The organism is Pseudomonas entomophila L48 (genome assembly GCF_000026105.1).
Taxonomy (GTDB): domain Bacteria; phylum Pseudomonadota; class Gammaproteobacteria; order Pseudomonadales; family Pseudomonadaceae; genus Aquipseudomonas; species Aquipseudomonas entomophila.
In genome coordinates this window covers 2,567,629-2,586,380 of sequence record NC_008027.1, presented here as the reverse complement: position 1 = coordinate 2,586,380, position 18,752 = coordinate 2,567,629, and the positions used below count along the sequence as shown (strand labels likewise).

Here is an 18,752-nt window from a genome sequence, read left to right as displayed (position 1 = left end):
TGGGTTGTGGGTCAGCTGGTGCGGTAGTGCTCTGCTTCGTACTTGCTGGCCATGTAGTTCAGCAAGTCGACCCGCAGTTCGGCCAGTTCGAGGAATTCGTCGCTCCCGTACACCTTGGCCGCCGTGTAGAAGGCGGCCCACCAGGGGATCAGGTCCTTGAGCAGGCCTGGGCCGGCGCCGGGGCTCCCCAGCACCGTGTCGATCGCCGTCCCGATCTCCAGGCGAGTCGGGTCGGTCTTGTCCAGTTGCTTGTCGATCACGGTCACCAGCCAGTGGTTGGACGGCAGGTTGGCCGGGGGCGTGATGTTGGGTGCGTTGGTGTCGGCCTTGACCGGCTGGAACGCCGCCGGCACGCGGCTGACATAGGTGGTGCGGTACATCACCCGCCACGGCTCGCTTGGGTTGTTCATGGCCTCGCGCATGGCGGCCGCCGAGGCGCTGGTGGAATTGTTCAGCCAGTTCTGGTCCACCACCTGCGAAAGCACACTGAAGTTGTCGGCGGCCGGCGCCAGCAGGAACGACATGTAGCGGTAGGCATCGACCTTGCCCGGCGCGGCGTTGGGCCCATAGCCGCTGAACTTCAGGTTGCCGCCCTCCTGGGTGAGGATCGGCGCGGGCAGGAAGTTGGTGGGGCTGACGCTGCAGCTCAGGGCGAAGCCGTTGGACAGTGCCTCGACCTTGGTCGCGGTCATGGTCCAGGTGTTGCCCAGCAGGGTGTCGGCCTCGATGTAGTAGCCGCCGAACGGCGTGCCGATGTCGGCCTTGAACTCCAGGCCCGCGGCGAAGGTCAGGCTGCTGGTGCCGGTGTAGGTCTCGCTGTAGCTGTTGGCGAAGCTGTGCTCTTCCTTGTGCAGCCCCCCCGCCGCCGTCCACACGTAGTTGTTGTAGAGGCTGCGCAGGTTGCGCTGGTTGGCGAAGTCGTAGAACTGGTTGGACCTGAGCTTGTCGCGCAGGTTGTCCATGGCCGCCACCGTGCGGTACTTCTTGACGTCGAACTGGTCGTAGTAGGCCTTGAGCTGCTGCTCCTGCTTCTCGATCTTGCGCTTGGTGTCGTAGGCTTCGAGCGGCTTGAAATAACTCCCGCGTTCGTCATTGGCTTCGGGGTAGTCCGGGTCGTTGACCAGGCCGACCTTGCCGTCCAGGGTGCCGTTCTTCACATAGCGCGGGTTGATCGGGAAGTCGATGATGTTGGTGTCCACCGGGATCGTGGTGTTCGGCGCCAGCACGTAGCCCACGGGGGTCTGCGTGCCCTTGAGCGCCTGCATGTAGAGGTCGGCGGTGGACGACTTGACCAGGGCGATACCGACGTTGTTCTGGATGTATCGCCGCCCCACCGTCAGGTTGAGCACTGCATTCGCCGCCTCCCAGTTGCCGGTGGGGGTCATCGAGGTGGCCAGGCTCACACTGCTGGAGTGGTTCTGCGACACCTCCAGGCCATCGCCCAGGTTGCCCGACAGCACCATCTTGGCACCGCCGGTGATGGTGGTTTCCAGCACCATGGTCTCGGCCTCGGCGCCCAGGCCCACCGACACATCACTCTTGCTCTTCTGGTACAGGCCGCCCTTGAGGTTGAACTCGCCGTTGAAGGTCGAGGTCTTGTTGCCGGTGAAGGTCCAGCTCTTGCTTTCGCTCTCCTGGTAGGTGACCGAGCAGGCCGAGGCGTAGTCCGACGCCGGGCCGCCCATGTCGCCGACCCAGTAGGCCAGGGTCTGGTTCTCGCTGGGCAGCGGTGGGCCGCCTTCGATGAAGCCGATGATGGTCGGCTTGCTCTGCACCTGGCCGACGAACAAGGTGTCCAGGTCACCGACTTTGTAGCCCACCTCAAGCGCCGTCACGCCGTCGCTGCTCTGGTAGAAGTAGCCACGCTTCATCACACTGAAGATCTTGCCGTAGGCGTCCTTCTCGGCGCTGGCGTACTCGATCACCGAGGGCTGGCCCTGGATCCGCGCGACGTAGTAGTCCGGCGTGCCGCCCAGGGTGTTGACCACGTACTGCGCCTCGTTCTGGATCGGCGCCGCGGCGCTGCTCCACTGCGGCGGGCTGGCGGCCGGGGTCAGGGTGCCGTTGTTGCCGTAGCCTGTGAAATCGAACAGCGTCGGGCCGGAGCCGGCCTCGATGCGCCAGTAGGCGGCCAGGTGCTCCTCGCCACCGGTCAGTGCCTTGTTCATGCTTTCGCGGATCTGCTGCTCGGTCAGGCGCGTGGAGAACAGCCGCACATCGTCGATACGGCCGCTGTAGGGCAGCGTCAGCGTCGTCCCCTGGCGGGCGCCGCCGAAGGTGAACTGGCTGTCCTGATAGCCGCCGACATCGGCCACCGTCAGGCGCAGCGGCAAGCTGCCACGGCCGTTGACCACCAGGCTGGCCTGGGCCACGTCCTGCCAGATGGTCCACAGCTGGTTGCTGCTCAGCACCAGGGTGTTGTTGCCAGTGAGGTCCTTGGCGTTGGTGCCGGCCATTTCGTCGAAGTCCCAGGCGGCCACCAGGCCATCGGTGGAGGCCGGGGTGAGGCGCAGGGCGTAGGTCTGGGCGATCTGGTCGGTGGCCAGGGTGCGGTTCCACACCCGCACATGGGAGATCAAGCCCTCGTAGTTGAACGTGAGGTCATCGTTGACCCCCAGGTAGAACGAGGAGGTCTGCGTGCGCACCGTGGCCGGGCGCGCCAGGTCGTTGCGCATCTGCTCGGCAACCTGGACACCATTGAGGTACAGCCCGGCCCGCACGTAGTACTTCTGCGCCACGTACTCCTTGCTGCCGTTGTCGTTGGCCACGGTGCCAGTGCTGAAGTTCAGCGCCACGTAGGTGGTCACGCCTGCGGTTATGGCGAACTTCACTTCATGGGTGAAGTTGACGGGTGGGTCGTCGTACTTGGGCGGGTCCATCTGCAACTGCACGGTCAGGCACACCTGGCCAAGGGTGTTGATGTACAGCGAATAGCTGCCGTTCTTCTCCAGCAGGATCTGCTTGCGGTTCAAGGCCGACGGCGCGATCCAGGCCTCCAGGGCGAAGGTGCTGGAGGGGTTGAAGGCATCGCCGTCACTGACCTTGCCGTAGTTGCTGGCCAGCAGCCTCAGCCCGTGCCCCTGGCGCGAGGCCAGGGCCACATGGGTCCAGCCCTTGAGGATGCGGTTGGAGGTCAGCACCAGCTCGTTGCGCCCGGCATAGGGCACCTGGAACGCTCCCTGCGCGTTCCAGGCGGGGCTGGCGGGGTTGATCAGCGTGGCGTCGTACTCGATGCCGGTGGCGGCCGAGTTGGTGATCACGATGCCGCTGCCTTCGGCCAGGTTCCAGCGGATGCCGAGCATCGAGTCGGTGTCGGCGAAGCCTTGGCTGAAGCTGTTCTGCATCTGGCTGTCGCTCAGCGCCCGCTGCCAGAACGCCACGCCATTGACCCGAGCCGGCAGGCTGCCGCCCTGGTTGCTGCCCAGCATCAACGCGCCGAGGTCGCCGCTGAAGGTGTTGCTGGCCGTGGCCTTGACCGGCGCCCCGGCGTTGACCGACAGCTTGAGGGTCACCTGCCCCTGCCCGGCGAGCTCCACCACTGCGGTGAGGCAGGTCCAGGCCCCCACCGACAGCGGCTGGGCCGTCTTCACCTCGCCCTTGTCCTCCAGGAAGGTGAATACCGCCTTGCCGTACTCATCCACCGCCAACTGCACGTACTGGTCGCTGCCGCGCACCTGCGAGACCGACAGCAACGTGCCGCTCAGGCCGCTCTGGGGCAGGTAGACATAGACCTGCAAGGACAACGCCGGTGGCTTGAAGTTGAAGGCACGGGTCACGTAGGTGCTGTCGCTCATCTCCAGCCCCGGGCCCTGGCGCGCGCCGATCATGTACTGCACCGGCAGGTCCGGGTGCTTGCGGTTACCCAGGACGTTATAGGAAAGCGCCCGTGACGACGGGTTGATGCGGCTGTCGCTCAGGGCCAGCCAGGCCTCCACGGTCAGGTCGTCGGTGATCGCCAACTGGTCCGAGGGCGAGAACGCCTTGTCGACATTGAACGCCACGTAGTTGCTCTTGTTCGGCGGGTTCAGGTCGAGGCTGAAACTGGGTGGCAGCGGCATCCAGCCGCCGTTGACCCCGGGCGTCAGTACCGGGGCGATACCGCCCTGGTGCACCGAGGTGTTGGTCAGGCGCCCCACCCCGCCGTCGGTGGGCGGTGCCTCGACCAGCGCACCGAACAGCATCGAGCCGCGAATGGCATCGTCCCGGCCATTGAACGCCAGCCGCGCGCCTTGGATCACCGCCGCGTTGGTCAAGGCCTGGGGGGCCATCCCAGGAGCATCGTAGCTGGGCCCCTGGAACAGCACGCGCAGCAGCCCGGCATAGGCGAACGCGCCGCCTTCAGGCGCCGGTGCCGGGGTGTCGACCACGTCGGCGCTCAAGCCGTTGCCCATGGCATAGATCAAGGTCGCCAGGCCGGTCTGGTAGCCGCTGGGATAGGTATAACCGGTGGCGTCGCCGTTGAGCACCTTGACAAACTCGGCCTGCGCGCGGGGTACGTCGGGCAGGCTGACGCCACAGATGACCACGTTGCACAGCAGGGGCTGCGTGGCGGTACTGACCGTCACCGCAAAGTCCTTCTGCTCGTCACGCACGAACACCAGCACATGGCTGACCTGCTCGTCGGAGCGCGCCAGGCTCAGGGGCAGCCCGTAGGCGCGGCTGCCGGCGGTGGTCACAGCGCTGTAGTCGTAGTGCGGTGCCTTGCCGGCGAACACGTCGAGCAAGGTACGCGGCGTTGCCGGCACGGCGGGCCAGTGCTGGTTGAGGGTGGCGCTGGCCGGCCAGCGCGGCGGCGCGGCCAGGGTGATGTCGACCACCACGAATTCATCGGTGGCCCCCGCAGCGACCGCCACCGAGGTCAGCGTGACCGGCAGCTGCGGCACCGAGGTCAGCAGGAAGAAGCTGCCGTTGCCGCCCGTGCGGGTGGGCACCAGCACCGCTGGCGCGCTGCCCGCATAGTCGAAATAGGGTTTGGACTGGTCGAGGACCTGGGGGTCGTCCGGGTTGTTGGCGGCGGCGCCGTTCCAGATCTGCGTCAGCTGGGCGATATCCCGTGGCAAGCCCCGCCAGGTTTCCGTGCCGACGCTTTGCGACGCCTCCACGTGGATGTCGCAGAGCAACTCGGACACGCTGGAGGCGGCGACCGTGATCCGCGTGCTGTTCATGTAGGTGCCCACCCGATGGGCGACGAAGTTGACGAAGCCGCTCTGGGTGGTGTCCGGGGCCACCAGCAGCCGCGCCGCCACCGGCGCCCAGTGCTCGCAGCTCACGCCACGGTACAGCGCCACCGAAGTCGCGGGCAGCTCCAGCGCCGCCGCCCTGGCCCCGCTGCTGCCCCATTGCGTGGTCCAGTCGACAGTGAAGGTGGCACGCGCCGACTGGGTGGAGAACTGCGCCACGGTCAGCAGGTTGCCGTCGCCGGGGTAGTAAAGGTGCAGCAGGCCGTCGGAGCCGTCGATCAGGCAGGTGGCCGCGTTCGGGCGGATGAACCCGGCCAGGCCTGCGTAGTAGGTCAGGCCCATGGCATCGATGTAGAACTCACCGCTCATGTCGCTGTTGACCGGCGAGGCCGAGGGTTCAAGGCGCGCGCCCTGCACCGTCACTTTCACACCCGAGGCGGCCTGGTTGAGCGTGGTCGGCGGGTTGTCGCTGTAGTTGACGCTGTTGCAGTCCAGCTGCACTGCAGCGGTGCCCCCTACCGTGATGGCCAGCCGTTTCAGCGCGCCGACGAAACCGTTGCTGCCGGCCGCCACCAGCGCCATGGCCGTGCCGCAGGGCTCGGCCGTGGTGCTGCAGGGCGTGAGCGGTACCGGCGCGTCGTTCACCGTCAGGGTGAAGGGATTGTCGCCCTTGCCCGCGTAGCGGATATGCAGGTCGCTCCATACGTCGTTGAACAGCACCTGGTGCAAGGTGCGGCAACTGACCCGCGCGCTGCCATTGCCAAAGCCCACTTCGAGCTTGTCGCCATCGACGATCCAGACATAGGGCGCGAGGTTCTTCTCCTCGGCCTGGGCCGCCCCGCCCAGCACCTTCAGCCCATCGCCCTTGACGCCCGGCGCCAGCATCAGGCCGATCTCGAACGGGCCCTTGATCGCCAATGGGTTGGTACCGCTGGCGGGCGGCAGCAGGTTGAGGCAGGACACGCCGTCGAAGCGCAGGTCGAACTCGGCCGGGACAATGTTGGAGGTGACAATCACCCCCGAGAGGTAGGCCATGGTGCCGTTCACACCGATGGCGGAGTCCAGCGTGACGGTGCCATCGGCGACGCTCAAGGTGATCATCACCCGGGTGGCGCGGCGCACGCCGATGCTCGAACCGTCGGGCTGCACCACCTTCTCATGCTTGACGTAGGTCACCGCGCGCGGCGCCGAGGTGATCGGCAGCGCGGTGCTGGTACCGGCCTTGGCCACGCCGAAGACGCTGTCCGGCTGGATGCGCAGGTCGCTGTCCACAGGCTTTCCAGCCACGTCGAACAGGCCATTGTCAGTGGCGGGGAAATTGAACAGCTTGACCGAGGTGGCGCTGGCATCCAGGGCCAGGAACTGCCAGGCGAAGCTCTCACTGCCGGCGATCGGCAGCAGCAGCACGTCGAAATGGCCATCGGTCACGCCGGTGATCATCGACAGTTCGAGGGAAGGCTCGAGGAAGGGTTGGCCGTCGGGGTCGAGGAAGTCCTGCTTGTCGGACTTGTCGGCGGGCACATCCTCCTTGTGGCTGCGGGCGTAGCGCACTTCCCATGCCGGTGACAGTTCGTAGTCGGTGGTCTTCTGGTCGGTGCCCGACTTGTTTTTCAGTAGGCGAAAACGGTTCACGTACAAGGTGCCGTTCATGGACTGCTGGATGACCGAAATGTACTTCTGGTCGGTCACCACCCGGAACGGCGCGAGCGACGGCACCAGGGTCGAGGCATCGCAATCCACGGCGATGATGCTCATGCCCACCTGGCGCACCTGTTCGGTGAAGGTCACCGCGGTGAAGCCCGACCAGTCGAGGTCATCGTCGTCGCTGTCGACGTCCTGGCCGAGCACATCGAAGTAGATGGCGTTCTTGCCCGCCACTTCGCGGCCGAACACCACCACCACGCCCTGGAAATTGACCGACACGATCTGATTGAACTGCTGCACGCTATCCCCTCCCTGTTGATCGGCTATGGCTGCAGGAACACCGGCTGGCCGCTGCGGCTGGACTCGAGAATGGCTTCGGCCAGCTGCACCGCGCGCAGGCCGTCGCGGGCCTGGCACACCGGCGGCGTGCCGTGGCGGATGCAGGCGTACAGGTGGCGATGCTCGTTGGGGAAAGCGTCGTCGTTGGTGCCCCAGTCGTGCTGCCAGGTCCAGCTGTCGACCGGTTTTTCGGGCCGGTCGTAGCGGTAAAGGCTCAGGACTTTCTCGCCTTGGGCGTTGGGGAACTGCAGCACGCCCTGCTCGCCGACCACATCGAAGGTCGGACGGATCCCGGCGCGCCCCACGCATAACGGCTCCCAGCCCAGGCCGCTGGCGGCCCAGGACTCGGACCACAGCGCCTGGTCGCCGGAGACGAAATCGATCACCGCGATCACCGTGTCGTGGGCGCTGGTCGGCCCGAGCTTGAGCTTGCGGGTTGAGGCATAAACCTTTCTCGCCGGGCCGAACATCCAGGTCACGAAGTCCAGCCAGTGGGTATGCTCGAACACCACCCCACCGCCCAGCTCGGCATCGTGGATGGCCGGGCTGTCGGCGCCCTTGCACACCGCCCAGACATCGCGCAGCACCACCGGGCGCCCCAGCACGCCGCTTTGCACGACCTTGCGCAAGTTGCCCGCATCGGCGGAAAAGCGCATCGGATAGCCCAGCAGGAACACCCGCTGGCTGTCTTCGGCTACCCGCACCACCTCCTGGCATTGCGCCGAGGTCTTGGCCAGGGGCTTCTCGCAGAACACATGCTTGTTGGCCCGCAGTGCCGCGATGGCCAGTTCGGCGTGGTTGAACGGCGGGGTCAGGATCCACACGCATTCGATCAGCGGGTCATCCAGCACCTGCTGGAAATCCTCGGTCCAGCCGCCTACCCGCCATTTCTGCGCCAGCGCCTGGGCCTTGCCCGGCACGCTGTCGCACAGGCAGCGCACGTCGAACAGGTCCCTGAGCTTGTCCAGCTCTTCCAGGTGCCAGTCGCACACCGTGCCGCAGCCGATCAAGGCCGTTCGTATCGCGCTCATCCGTTCCCCCGCAAGCTGAAGGCCCGGCTGCTGTCGAGCCATTGTTGAAACATCAGCACCGACCACAGCCGCTCTTCCCTGAAGTGCTCGCCGTGGTGCAGCAGCCGCGTCCACTCCCGGCGCACCTGGGCCACGTCGAAGAAGCCTTCGTCGCGCAGACGGCCCGGCGCCAGCAGGTGCTCGGCCCAGTCACGCAGGTGGTGGCGCAGCAGCGGGCTCACCCAGATGCTGAAGCCCAGCTTCTTGCGGTCGAGCAAAGCCCTGGGGATGTACGAGTAGGCCACCTGGCGCAGCAGCCATTTCGAAGTGTGCTTGCGGTGCTTGAGGGGGTGGGGCAAGCCCCTGGCGAAGTCCAGCAGTGCCCCGTCGAGAAACGGCATGGCCACCCGCAGGCCGGCGTGGTCGCAGGCACCGATGGTCTTCTGCGTCACGGGCGCGATAAGGATTTCCCCTTGCACCTGCACCAACTGGTCGAGCAACACCGACAACCTGGGTGGCTCGGCGTCGGTCCCCGGCCAGGGAATATCCAGCCAGCCTTCGCCGAGCACCAGCCGCCCTGGGTCCAGCACCCGCGCGCCGAGCACGCGCTCAACCTGCCCCAGGCCATTGGCGGCCAGCACGCCCCGCACGTCCTCGAAAGCATCACGGCCGGGGTCGTCCAACGCCAGGCGTCGACCGAGCCAACGGGATAGGCCTGTAGCGAGCGGCGTCGAGCACCGTTCGGCCAGCTCCAGGCCATGGCCCAGCGCAGCCCTGCCCCAAGGCGGCAAACGGCGTGCACGGAGCACGCTGCGGTACATGTCCAGGCGCTGGGCGTACTCACCCAGCACGCAATCGGCGCCATCGCCGGCGAACACCGTGTCGACGTACTCGCTCGCGGCGCGGGCCAACAGCATCGAGGGCAGTTGCGACGAGTCGGCCAGGGGTTCGCCATAGGCATAGGGGATGTCAGGCACCACGCCTGCCAGCGCCGCGTCATCGAGCCGGATCTCGTGGTGCAGGGTCCCCAGGTGTCGGGCGATGGCAGCGGCGTCCGGGGCCTCGTTGCAATGCATGCCCTGGAAACCTGCGGTGAACGTGTGGATGGGCTTGCCCAGGGTTTTCTGCAGCAGCGCCGCGCCCAGGGTCGAATCGAACCCGCTGGACATGAAGGCGCCTGCCGTGGAGCCGTCCAGCCGGGCTTCGACGGCCGCCAGCAGATGGCGCTCGAAGGCCTGCGTGGCGGGCCCTGCCTCGATGGGCTTGCGCTGGGTGGTCGGCAGGTACGCCCAGGACGAAGGTGCATAGGGCTGTTGCGTCACTTCGCCGGTGTCGTGGGCCGACAGTGACACCCAGTGGCCGGGCTGCAGCTTGCGCACCTGCCGGTAGAAGGTGTGCGGCGCCGGAACGAAACCGTAGCGCACGAACAGCGCCAGCGTCTGCCGGTCGACGTCCAGTTGCCGGTGCAACGGGCGGAAGGCGCCGAAGTCGCTGCTGAACAACCAGTGTTCATTCAGTCGGCCATAGAACACCGTGAACTGCGTGGTACGGTCGCAGGCCAGCACCAGCCGCTGCCGCTCGGCGCTCCAGTGCGCCAGGGCGAACTTGCCGTTGATCCGGTTCAGGGTCGTCACTTCGCCCCAGGCCAGGAACGCCTGGGTCAGCAGCTCGTCATCGGTACACGGCTGCGCCGCCAAGCCCAGCCATGCCTGCAACTGGGCCCGGTTGAACAGCTCACCGCACCACAGTGTATGGCTGTGCGCGGTGGACGGCAGGTGGTCGGCCTCAAGCCCCAGGGCCTGGCACATGGGCGACAGCCAGGGCCGCAGATCGCCCGCGCCACCGCCCAGCCCACCACACAGGCGCGCAGACGCAGCCTTGGCGGTGGTGACCTGCGCCGGGCGGTTCACTCTGACACCCGCGGCAAGTACTGTGCCTGGGCGCCCGCCAGCACGGCGGGTGCCTCGTACACCTTGAGCAGCTCGGCGATGCCCTGCCCCACGGCCTGGCCATAGAGCGTGCGGCCGCGCTGCAAACCCGGCCAGGCCTCGGCCGTCGGGCGCGCCAGCACATCGCGCAGGTGGCGATGAACGAACGCCGCCGACAGCGGCGGCAGCAGCAGGTTGCTCTGCGCGTCGAGCACCGTTTCCGGGCGGTCGGTGCTCAGGCGGCAGGTCAGGCAAGGCACGCCCAGCACCGTGGCCTCCTCCTGCAGGCCGCCGCTGTCGGTGTACAGCGCCAGGCAATGGCCGGAGCTCAGGAAGTGGATGACATCGGTGTAGTGCGGCCACATCGGCTGTACCACCACGCCCTTGAGCCGGACTTCGTCCAGCAGGCCGGCGAGCTGATGCTGGACCAGTGCGCCGTCGAGGGCGTTGGTGCGCACCAGCACCACCTGCACGCCGTCGAGGGCCAGTCGCCCCAGCCCCTGCAACACCGCCTGCAAGGCCTGGGCGGTCATGTTCTCGCGCCGGTGCAGGTCCACCCGCAGCCAGCGGCCCAGGACCAGCTCCGGGTACAGGCTGAACAATTGACTGCGAGCAGCCCGTGGCAAGGCCAGGCGCACCGCGTCACTGCTCAGGGAGCCGACCTGGCGCAGCTGCGGCAGCGGGTAGCCCTCACGCAGCAGGTGCTCGACATTGCGCTCCACCGGGGCCAGCAGCAGGTCGCCGACCACACTGGCCAGCGTGGTGCAGACCCCTTCCGGGAAGGGCTCTTCGTAAAACCGCTGCCAGCGCAGCTGGCGTTGTTCGGCCAGATCCTGCAGGTTCGCCCAGGCACCACGATCAGGGCCGTAGCTGCGCAGCCCGGCCTCGACGTGCACGCTGCGTGCGCCATGGGCCAGGTACCAGAACTGGGCGAACATCGCCGCCGTGGCGGTGTCCCCGGACACCAGCGGCACCGCGCTCTGGCGCAACCCAACGGCCTTGAGCCGGGCATCAAGGCATTCGATGGCCAGTGCCAGTTGCGCGGTGCGCCCCAACAATGAGCCACGGATACCGAAACTCACCGCCAACAGGTGTTCGTAACCCAGCTCCTCTCTGGCCTGGGTCAGCACCGGGTCGTAGTGCTGGCCGGTGTCGACCAGCAGGAACGGCAACCGCAGCGCCTCGCAGGCCAGCACCAGGCTGGCCAGCTTGATGTAGCACGGCTTGGTGGCGAGCACGATCAGGTACAGCGGCCGTTGCTCGCGGTTGGCCTGGTCAACGGTGTTGGCCAGGCGGGCTTCATCCACCCAGGCCAGGTTGAAACTCGGTTCGGGCATCACGACATTCCTTATCGCGAGCGGTGGTCGGAAAGGTCTACTCGGCAACGCGCAGCGCGCTGTAGTAGCCCGCCTGCAACTTGGCGTAGGCGCGGCGGATCTCGCCCTCGTCCACCCCCACCAGCGGCTGGCCCTGGCTCATGGCGGGCTGGCCGATGCCGCGCAGCAGCACGAAAGGGTATTGCCCGGCATTCAGGCGAATGCGCCCGCGCTTGTTGTCCTGGCGGACGCGCGCCATTACCTGGTCGAACGCCGGCAGGTTCTCCAGGCTCAGGGGCGCGCCGCAGCGCAGCAGCAGCTGCGCATGCAGGTGTTCTTCCTGTTCGCTGAGCCAGCCACGCTCGCGGGCGATGGCAGCGGCCACCAGCATCCCCAGACCGACCGCATGGCCGTGGGTCAGGGTGCCGGTCTCCAGCTCCAGGGCATGGCCGACGGTGTGCCCATACTCCAGCACCACGCCCAGGTCGTGTTCCAGCGGGTCGTCCAGCAGCAATTGCTGCTTGGCCTGGATCCCCAGCTGGACCAGCTCGATCCAGCCGGCCGGCGTGGTGTCCGCCGCCAGGCGTTCAAGCGCTGGCACGGTCGCGGCATCGAAGGCCAGGCCGTTCTTGCACAGCTCCACCACCCCGGCGGAGAACGCCGGCGCCGGCAGGCTCTGCAGGTACTGCACATCGACGCAGCACAGGCTTGCCGGGTGGTACAGGCCGTACATGTTCTTCGCGGCGCTGCCGTTGACCGCCTGCTTCTGCGACAGCACCGAGTCGGACATCGCCAGCAGCGTGGTCGGGATGTGCACCAGGCGAATGCCACGGTACAGCAACCCGGCCAGCATCCCGGCCAGGTTGCCAGTCAGGCCGCCGCCGAACGCCACCACCACGGAGCGCCGGGTCGCGCCAGCGGCCACGGCCTGGTCGAGCAGATCCTGCAGCACGCCGAGGGTCTTGGCCGCCTCGATCGCCTCCACCAACAGGCAGGTCACCGGCAGGTGGCGTTGCAGGGCCGCGAGCAACGGCGCCCCCCATAGTTCGTAGACCCGTCGATCAGCCACCAGCAGGACATGCGCGGCCTGCTCGCTGACCCGCTGGGCAATTTGATCGGTGAAGCAGTAGCCCAGCAGCATTTCCATGCGCTGCTCACCGAAGCGGAAGTCCAGGGTCCGTACCGGCTGCTCCTGGATCGATCTCCGCGCCGGCATATCCTGCAGAAGCGAGTTCATAGCCCTTCTCCTTGGCCCGCACGCAGTTCGTGCGCGTGCTCCTTGACCTTGGCGAACGCCTGCGCGACATGGACCATGGCCTGGTCATCGGCGAGGAACAACCAATGGGCCAGCATCACGTGCTGGCGATGCGCGGCCTGGGCGCGACGCAGCGGTTGCGGCACCCACGGGGCCGTCAACAGGCGCTGGGAGTGGCCGGGCGCAAGCACCGCGAAGGCATCCATCGGCGGATAAGGCGGGTGCACCCAGCAGCCCAGTTCGGCGGACAGAGCCCGGCATACTTGCTCTACCGGCACACCCTCGAACTCAGGGCCCTCCAGGCGCACCGGAAAATGGTACAGGGTGGTTCGCTCGGTGCCTTCGGCGGTCTGCTGGAAAGCGAACCCGCCGATCTCCTGGAGGAACAGGCGCAAGCGCTGGGCCTGGCGGGCGCGCTGGGCGTTTTCATGGTCCAGGTCTTCCAGGCGGCTGAGCAGGATCGCCGCCTGGGGTTCGCTGAGACAGGCATTCTGGGCAAAGCCCCGACCGCCCTCCTCCAGCGTCATGTAGCCCGCCGGGACCGAATCGGTGACCCGCTGCCGACCATCCGCGCGCAGGCGAAAGATGCGCTCGGCCAAGGCGGGGTCGTCGCAGATGCAGGCGCCGCCCTCGCCGCTGGTCAGGACCTTGCCGTTCTGCATGCTGAAGGTGCCGACCGCACCGAGCGTGCCCACATGCCGCCCCCGCCACTGGGCGCCATGGGCCTGGGCGCAATCCTCGATCAGGTGCAGGCCGTGGCGGCGGGCCATCGGCAGCAGCGCGTCGAGGTCGGCGATGGCGTTGTACAAGTGCACCACCATGATCGCCCGGGTGCGCGGGCCGATCGCCGCCTCCACCGCACGGGGATCGAGGCACAGAGAGTGGGGGTCGATATCGACGATGACCGGCACCGCGTTGATCGCCAGGACCGCGCTGGCACAGGCCACCCAGGTCAGCCCCGGGACGATCACCTCGTCCCCGGCGCCGATGCCCAGGGCCTGCATGGCCGCCATCAGGGCACTGGTGCCATTGGCCGTGGGCACGCAGTGGCGCACGCCGTTGTAATGGGCAAAGGCCTCGGCGAAGCGCTGGTCCCAGGTCGGGCTGCCGTCGGTCTCCAGGCCGCTGACCGACCAACGCCCGCTGCGCATCACCGTGAGCAGGGCGCGCTCGCTTTTGACCGTGGACTGCGGCCATTGCGGCCAGGCCTGGCTGTGCACCGGGGTGCCACCGAACAAGGCAAGCCCGCTCATGGGTGGACCCCGGCGCTGGCCTGGGTCGGGCCGCTGGTCTGGCGCAGGTTGGACACCCCGCCCAGGTAGTAGCGCACGGTGGCGCGCTCGGAGCAGGCAAACTTCACCCCTTGCTCGCGCACCCGCTGGAACAGTTTGTCGTCTTCACCGACCCGCAGGTCCACTTCGCGCTGGCTGAAGCGCTCGTCGAAGCCCAGGCGGCGCAGGCACTCGGTGCGGAACAGCCATTCGTTCATGTCCACGGTGGCGCAGCTGTCGGGCTCCTCGGGGCCGCGCACGCCGTCGTGCATCACCGGGCTGCCGGGGCTGAACACGCCATGGGCCAGGCCCCAGCGGTACATCCTGTTGGCCACCACCGGATCGTCGTGCCAGGGGTAATGGGTGAACGGGAACGGCGTGCCGTCCGGGTTGAGGATCTGGCGCCAGGCGTGGGCCGCCTGCATTTGCGGGTCTTCCAGGCACTGGCAGAGGGTCTGCAGGTGCTCAGGTTCGAGTGCGTTGTCATCATCGAGGAACGCCACCAGCGGCTGCTCCACCTGGGCCAACGCCGCGGCCCGCAGGCGTGCCATGCGCTGCGAGGAAGCGCCCTGGAAAGGCTGCCCTTCGAGCGGCTGCCACACCACCCACTCACGCCACCCCACCAAGGCTGGATGCGAGCGCAGTGCCATGGCCCGCTCGGACAGGATGCGATGCTCGACACGCAGGCCGCCCTGCTGCGCGGCGACACTGGCGATACAGCGCGCCAACGCCTGCGGGCGGTCCACGGCGAAGGTCAGGATACAGATATCAGCCAAGGGTCCAGACACGTTCACCTCCGATCAAATGAGCATGGGTTGCCACCGAGGCCAGGTCTTTTTCCGCCACCTGGGAGGCATAACCGGCCAGGTGCCTGAGTTTTTCCGGCAGCCAGTCCGCCAACGGCGTAAGCAAGGGCCGCAAACCCCGGGCGGTGCGCGCCAACTGGTGTGCCAGCGCGCCTGCCGACAACTCGCCGGCATAGGGCAAGTCTTCATAGAGCAGCAGCGGGCAGATATCGGCGAACACCCGTTGCGCCGCCCTGCGCGTGAGCAGGTGGTCGATGTGCCCGCCTACCCCCAGTGGCGCATAGACCCTGGCCGGGCGGGCCTGGGCCAGGCGTTGGCGCAACTGCTGCTCCAGGTGTTCGAGCGCCGGGTCGTCCGGTATCACGCCGTCGACGATGAACAGCGAATCGACATCGGGATAGCCACGCAGCGGGGCTTCGGCCAGGTCCAGGCTCTCGTGGGCAAGGTGTAGCGCGGCGCAGAAACGTGCTTCTTCAGCCTGGCGCCAGCTGGAAATCTGCGCCTGGGTATTGAGCGTCGGCGCGTATGGGGCGAACCGGCTCTGGGAAAAGATCGTCAGCAGGCGCACGCCCGGCCCTCGCTCCGTCCCGCTCAGCAAGCGCCCCGCCAGCGAATAGGCGATGTCGTCGCAGTGGGGCGACAGCAGCCAGGCATCGCCCCGGCTGCTCATGGCCGCAGGCCTGTCGCCAGCACACGGGCATAGGCCGCGTTCAAGGTGGCCAGTGCCTGGGACGGGGCAAACTGCTGCTCGAAGCGTTGGCGCAACTGCGCCCCCAGGGTCGACCGCCCTTGGCCGTTCAGTGCATCCGCCAGGGCATCGGCCATGGCGCGGGTATCGCCGACCGCCGTCAGCCACGGGTATGCCTGCCCGCACACCCAGCGGGCACCGCTGGTCGCCGAGGCCACCAGCGGCCGGCCCCTGGCCGCCAGCTCCAGGAGCGCGACCGGCGCGCCTTCGAACAGTGAGCTCAGCACGAACACATCGGCGCTCGCAGCCACGTCATCGATGCCGCCAAAAGGTTCGAAGCCGCCGGCAAAGTCCACCGATGCCTCGATGCCCAGCATCCGCGCCAGGTTTTCCAGGCGCGCCTGGTCCTCGCCTTCGCCCCAGAGGCGCAAGGTGGCGCGTGGGCAGCGCTCAAGCAGCAAGGCGAAGGCCGCCAGCAGGAACTCCAGGCCCTTTTCCGCCGACAGGCGCGAAATGCACCCCACCACCTGCCCCAGCTCGCGGGGCGCCGAAACCTTGGCAGGCACACTGAGCAAGGTGTTGGCCAGTACGCTGACGCTCCCACGGTAGGCGTAGTGTTCGTGGGCATGAATGGCTGCATCGGGGTTGAGCACCAACAGCCCGTCGAGCTCATGGAGGCGTTGTCTCAAGGTGTTTGGCAGCCACCAGCATCGGGGGCTCAGGTCGGTGGGTTCCCAACCGATGACCGGCACCGCCGTGCGCCGGTCCAGCCACGCTAGGCAATGGGCTTCGATGGGCATGAACTGGATCAGGTCGGCGGGCCGTGCCGCCAGCAGGCACGCCAACGTGTCGGCCATCGCCGTCGCGCTGCCGTGCGGATCCTGAACCACGCTCAGGCCCTCGACCTGCAACAGGGCTCGCCATGCCGGGTGCACTTCAGGCCCGGTGAGCAAGCGCACACGATGACCGTCGCCAGCCACCAGCCGGGCAAAGGTCACGGCCGCATATTCACTGCCGCCCAAGCTGGCCAGCGAGGGCACCACCCAGATCAGCTCCAGCGCAGGCTTCATGGGCGTACCAACTGAAAGAACCCGCCCTGTTCGCCCGGCACGCCATCAAGGTCGCGCCCGATGATGCGCTCGACCGCGAAACCCGCCCGCTGCGCGGCTTCGACCAGTTCGGCATTGCTGTGGTTGCGCTGGCGAATGGTCTTCCAGTCACGCCGCGCTTCGCGCCCCTGGCTATCGATGAAACTGTACAGCTGGTGGCTGACCAGCCAGCGGCTTTCGGGGTCGTATTCCTCCCACCCCATCATCGCCACATGCAACTGCCCCTGCTCACTGGCGATGCCTCCTGACAGGCCGTGGCTCTGCATCGGCTTGGGGAATGGTGCTGCAGCCGCCGCAAGGCGGGCCGCCGCGCGTTCGCGCATATCAGTCAGCAACTGGCCGCCGGGGCGCAGCGCGGCATGGGCGATCGCCATGAAGCGCTGCAACTGGTCGCGGTCGAAATGGGTCACGAAATCATCGGCGGCCACCAGGGCGTCGAAAGTCTCCCGCAGGGGTTCATCAAGCACGCTGCCGTGAGCCCAGCTCAAACGGGCCCTGACCTGTGGCGCGAGGGCCCCAGCCTTGGCCGCCAGGTAGCCCAGCATCGCCTCGCTGATATCCACCCCGTGCACCCGGTGGCCATCCTCCAGCAGCGGCAGGGCCAGGCGCCCGGTGCCGCAACCGATGTCCAGCACCTGGCGCGCGGGCCCACGCAGTTGCTCGCGGTACCAGGCGATGGTGTTGGCGGAGTCGGCGTCCCCGGCGCTGGCATCGAACAAGGCCGGGTCGTAGAAGTTCGCCAGCCAGGGTGGGTCGAGGGTCATGTCGCGAAGGTTCATAGGGTCACCCTGTAGTTGGCCCACTCAGGCTCCAGCCAGTCTTCCAGGTCCATGTAGCGGCGCTCGTAGCACCAGTTGCAATCGGCACACTGCTTGATGGCCGGCCCGCCCAGGCGCTGGTGATGCTCGGCGCGCAACTGGCGCATCTCTGGGCCGTTCCAGAAGGCCGCGAAACCACCCTGCTGCCAGTCGCCGAAGGTGAACTCGTCGCGGCCGTTGAGGTGGTCGCAGAAACCCAGACGCCCACGGCTGTTGATGTAGAGGTATTGCCAGGGGTGGATGCAGACCTTGTTCACGGCGTGGTGCTGGATGCTGGCTGCGGACAGCGCCGCCGACAGTTCGAGTTGCAGGTGGTGCTGGCGTTGCAATTGACCGAGCCGGGCCATCACCGTGGCGACCTTCTCAGTGTGGAACTCCAGGCGGTTGGGATCTTCGTCGGGCGCCCACAGCGGTTCGAACTTGAACCGGCGCACGCCCAGCTCCATACCCAGGGAGATGATGGTTTCGAGTTCGTCAAGGTTGCGCCCGCTGACGGTCACGCACAGGTAAAGTTTTTCCGCCGGGTCATGCCCGGCCTCGCGCTGCGCCTCGGTGAGCAGGCACAGGTTGCCCAGCACCTGCCGAAGGTCAGCGCCACCACGCAGTTCACGAAACAGCGGCGCCGTGGCGGCGTCGAACGAGACGCCAACGGTGATGCCCTCGTGCCCCAGGCGCTGCCACAGCTGCGGTTTACGCACCACCGCGTTGGTAATCAGCTTGAGCTTGACCGGATAGCCCAGGGCCACGTCCAGGTAGTCGAGAAAGCCGGGCACGATGGTGCTTTCGCCCCAACCACGCAGGTCGACGAACTCGGCGGTGGGAAACAGCGCGGCCGCCATTTCCTTGAACATCGGCAGCGGCAGGATATTGCCTTTGACCGGGCTGCAGCGACACATCGGGCAGACCAGGTTACAGCGGTCCGTCAACTCGATGTATATAGCGCGCGGTAGTTCGGCATGGGTCACCGGATCACTACAGGCACTTTTAAGCTGAATAAACTGAATATTATCAGTCATGACCGAACGCCCCTACTTCCCTGCTTGTCCGTGGGACCAAGAACTTGACGCTTCCCTAGCCTCTCACCTGAAAACTTCCTGCCTGCCAGGCGCGCGGTGAAGTTCTACGATAGCACCGGATTTCAGCGATGCAATACGTGTCCAACACATGGAAAAGCCGCATTAACCCTGCCGACAAACGGCGCCGAAATGGGCTTGCCGCCCTGCTAAGCTGGGCATTCAGCGCGCCATTAAGATGCAGGTAAACTTCAAGTTGACTAGTGCTTTTTATATAACACCAACATGATAACTTCATCGCTTAGGCAGGGAACTCGCCTAAGTAACAACAGCAATGGATGGCGCTTGCATTGTGAGCCGCCGGCACAATGAATC

At 66.8% G+C, this 18,752-nt stretch carries 11 protein-coding genes; all 11 read right to left on the bottom strand.

Going from position 1 to position 18,752, the window contains the following annotated elements; all coding sequences use genetic code 11:
- Positions 1-11: 11 nt before the first annotated feature.
- From PSEEN_RS11530 to PSEEN_RS11480, 11 genes are read right to left on the bottom strand one after another with little or no spacing between them, the layout of a single operon-like run.
- On the bottom strand, positions 12-7,124 hold the full coding sequence (locus PSEEN_RS11530) for a LamG-like jellyroll fold domain-containing protein (protein ID WP_011533683.1): 7,113 nt from the start codon (positions 7,122-7,124) through the stop codon (positions 12-14).
- A gap of 23 nt (positions 7,125-7,147) precedes the next feature.
- A complete protein-coding gene (locus PSEEN_RS11525) occupies positions 7,148-8,194 on the bottom strand; it encodes a Gfo/Idh/MocA family protein (protein WP_011533682.1) in 1,047 nt (348 codons plus the stop codon).
- Positions 8,191-10,083 carry an asparagine synthetase B family protein gene (locus PSEEN_RS11520; RefSeq protein WP_044488027.1) on the bottom strand — a complete coding sequence of 631 codons (1,893 nt, stop codon included), beginning with the start codon at positions 10,081-10,083 and terminating at the stop codon, positions 8,191-8,193. Before PSEEN_RS11520 ends, PSEEN_RS11525 begins: the two co-directional genes overlap by 4 nt.
- On the bottom strand, positions 10,080-11,438 hold the full coding sequence (locus PSEEN_RS11515; RefSeq protein WP_011533680.1) for a UDP-N-acetylglucosamine 2-epimerase: 1,359 nt from the start codon (positions 11,436-11,438) through the stop codon (positions 10,080-10,082). Before PSEEN_RS11515 ends, PSEEN_RS11520 begins: the two co-directional genes overlap by 4 nt.
- A 37-nt stretch (positions 11,439-11,475) precedes the next feature.
- Complete coding sequence (locus PSEEN_RS11510) at positions 11,476-12,654, bottom strand: 3-dehydroquinate synthase family protein (RefSeq protein WP_011533679.1); 1,179 nt, start codon at positions 12,652-12,654, stop codon at positions 11,476-11,478.
- Complete coding sequence (locus PSEEN_RS11505; protein ID WP_011533678.1) at positions 12,651-13,925, bottom strand: DegT/DnrJ/EryC1/StrS family aminotransferase; 1,275 nt, start codon at positions 13,923-13,925, stop codon at positions 12,651-12,653. Before PSEEN_RS11505 ends, PSEEN_RS11510 begins: the two co-directional genes overlap by 4 nt.
- The gene (locus PSEEN_RS11500) at positions 13,922-14,719 is read right to left on the bottom strand and encodes a glycosyltransferase family 2 protein (RefSeq protein WP_044488025.1); all 798 of its coding nucleotides are present in this window, start codon (positions 14,717-14,719) and stop codon (positions 13,922-13,924) included. The genes PSEEN_RS11505 and PSEEN_RS11500 overlap by 4 nt, the downstream gene beginning before the upstream one ends.
- Positions 14,712-15,419: a PIG-L deacetylase family protein gene (locus PSEEN_RS11495; protein WP_011533676.1), complete on the bottom strand. Its 708-nt coding sequence runs from the start codon at positions 15,417-15,419 to the stop codon at positions 14,712-14,714. The genes PSEEN_RS11500 and PSEEN_RS11495 overlap by 8 nt, the downstream gene beginning before the upstream one ends.
- Positions 15,416-16,507 (bottom strand): glycosyltransferase, encoded by a 1,092-nt coding sequence (locus PSEEN_RS11490; RefSeq protein WP_011533675.1) that lies wholly within the window; start codon positions 16,505-16,507, stop codon positions 15,416-15,418. Before PSEEN_RS11490 ends, PSEEN_RS11495 begins: the two co-directional genes overlap by 4 nt.
- Complete coding sequence (locus PSEEN_RS25800; protein WP_011533674.1) at positions 16,504-17,325, bottom strand: class I SAM-dependent methyltransferase; 822 nt, start codon at positions 17,323-17,325, stop codon at positions 16,504-16,506. Before PSEEN_RS25800 ends, PSEEN_RS11490 begins: the two co-directional genes overlap by 4 nt.
- Complete coding sequence (locus PSEEN_RS11480) at positions 17,322-18,260, bottom strand: SPASM domain-containing protein (RefSeq protein WP_197533006.1); 939 nt, start codon at positions 18,258-18,260, stop codon at positions 17,322-17,324. Before PSEEN_RS11480 ends, PSEEN_RS25800 begins: the two co-directional genes overlap by 4 nt.
- Positions 18,261-18,752 lie beyond the last annotated feature (492 nt).

What these genes read in the sequence shown, in the direction of transcription:
- PSEEN_RS11515 (WP_011533680.1), bottom strand. Translation starts at nt 11,438, where the DNA reads ATGCCCGAACCGAGTTTCAACCTGGCCTGGGTGGATGAAGCCCGCCTG.
- PSEEN_RS11490 (WP_011533675.1), bottom strand. Translation starts at nt 16,507, where the DNA reads ATGAAGCCTGCGCTGGAGCTGATCTGGGTGGTGCCCTCGCTGGCCAGC.
- PSEEN_RS11505 (WP_011533678.1), bottom strand. Translation starts at nt 13,925, where the DNA reads ATGAGCGGGCTTGCCTTGTTCGGTGGCACCCCGGTGCACAGCCAGGCC.
- PSEEN_RS25800 (WP_011533674.1), bottom strand. Translation starts at nt 17,325, where the DNA reads ATGAACCTTCGCGACATGACCCTCGACCCACCCTGGCTGGCGAACTTC.
- PSEEN_RS11480 (WP_197533006.1), bottom strand. Translation starts at nt 18,260, where the DNA reads ATGTGTCGCTGCAGCCCGGTCAAAGGCAATATCCTGCCGCTGCCGATG.
- PSEEN_RS11525 (WP_011533682.1), bottom strand. Translation starts at nt 8,194, where the DNA reads ATGAGCGCGATACGAACGGCCTTGATCGGCTGCGGCACGGTGTGCGAC.
- PSEEN_RS11495 (WP_011533676.1), bottom strand. Translation starts at nt 15,419, where the DNA reads ATGAGCAGCCGGGGCGATGCCTGGCTGCTGTCGCCCCACTGCGACGAC.
- PSEEN_RS11510 (WP_011533679.1), bottom strand. Translation starts at nt 12,654, where the DNA reads ATGAACTCGCTTCTGCAGGATATGCCGGCGCGGAGATCGATCCAGGAG.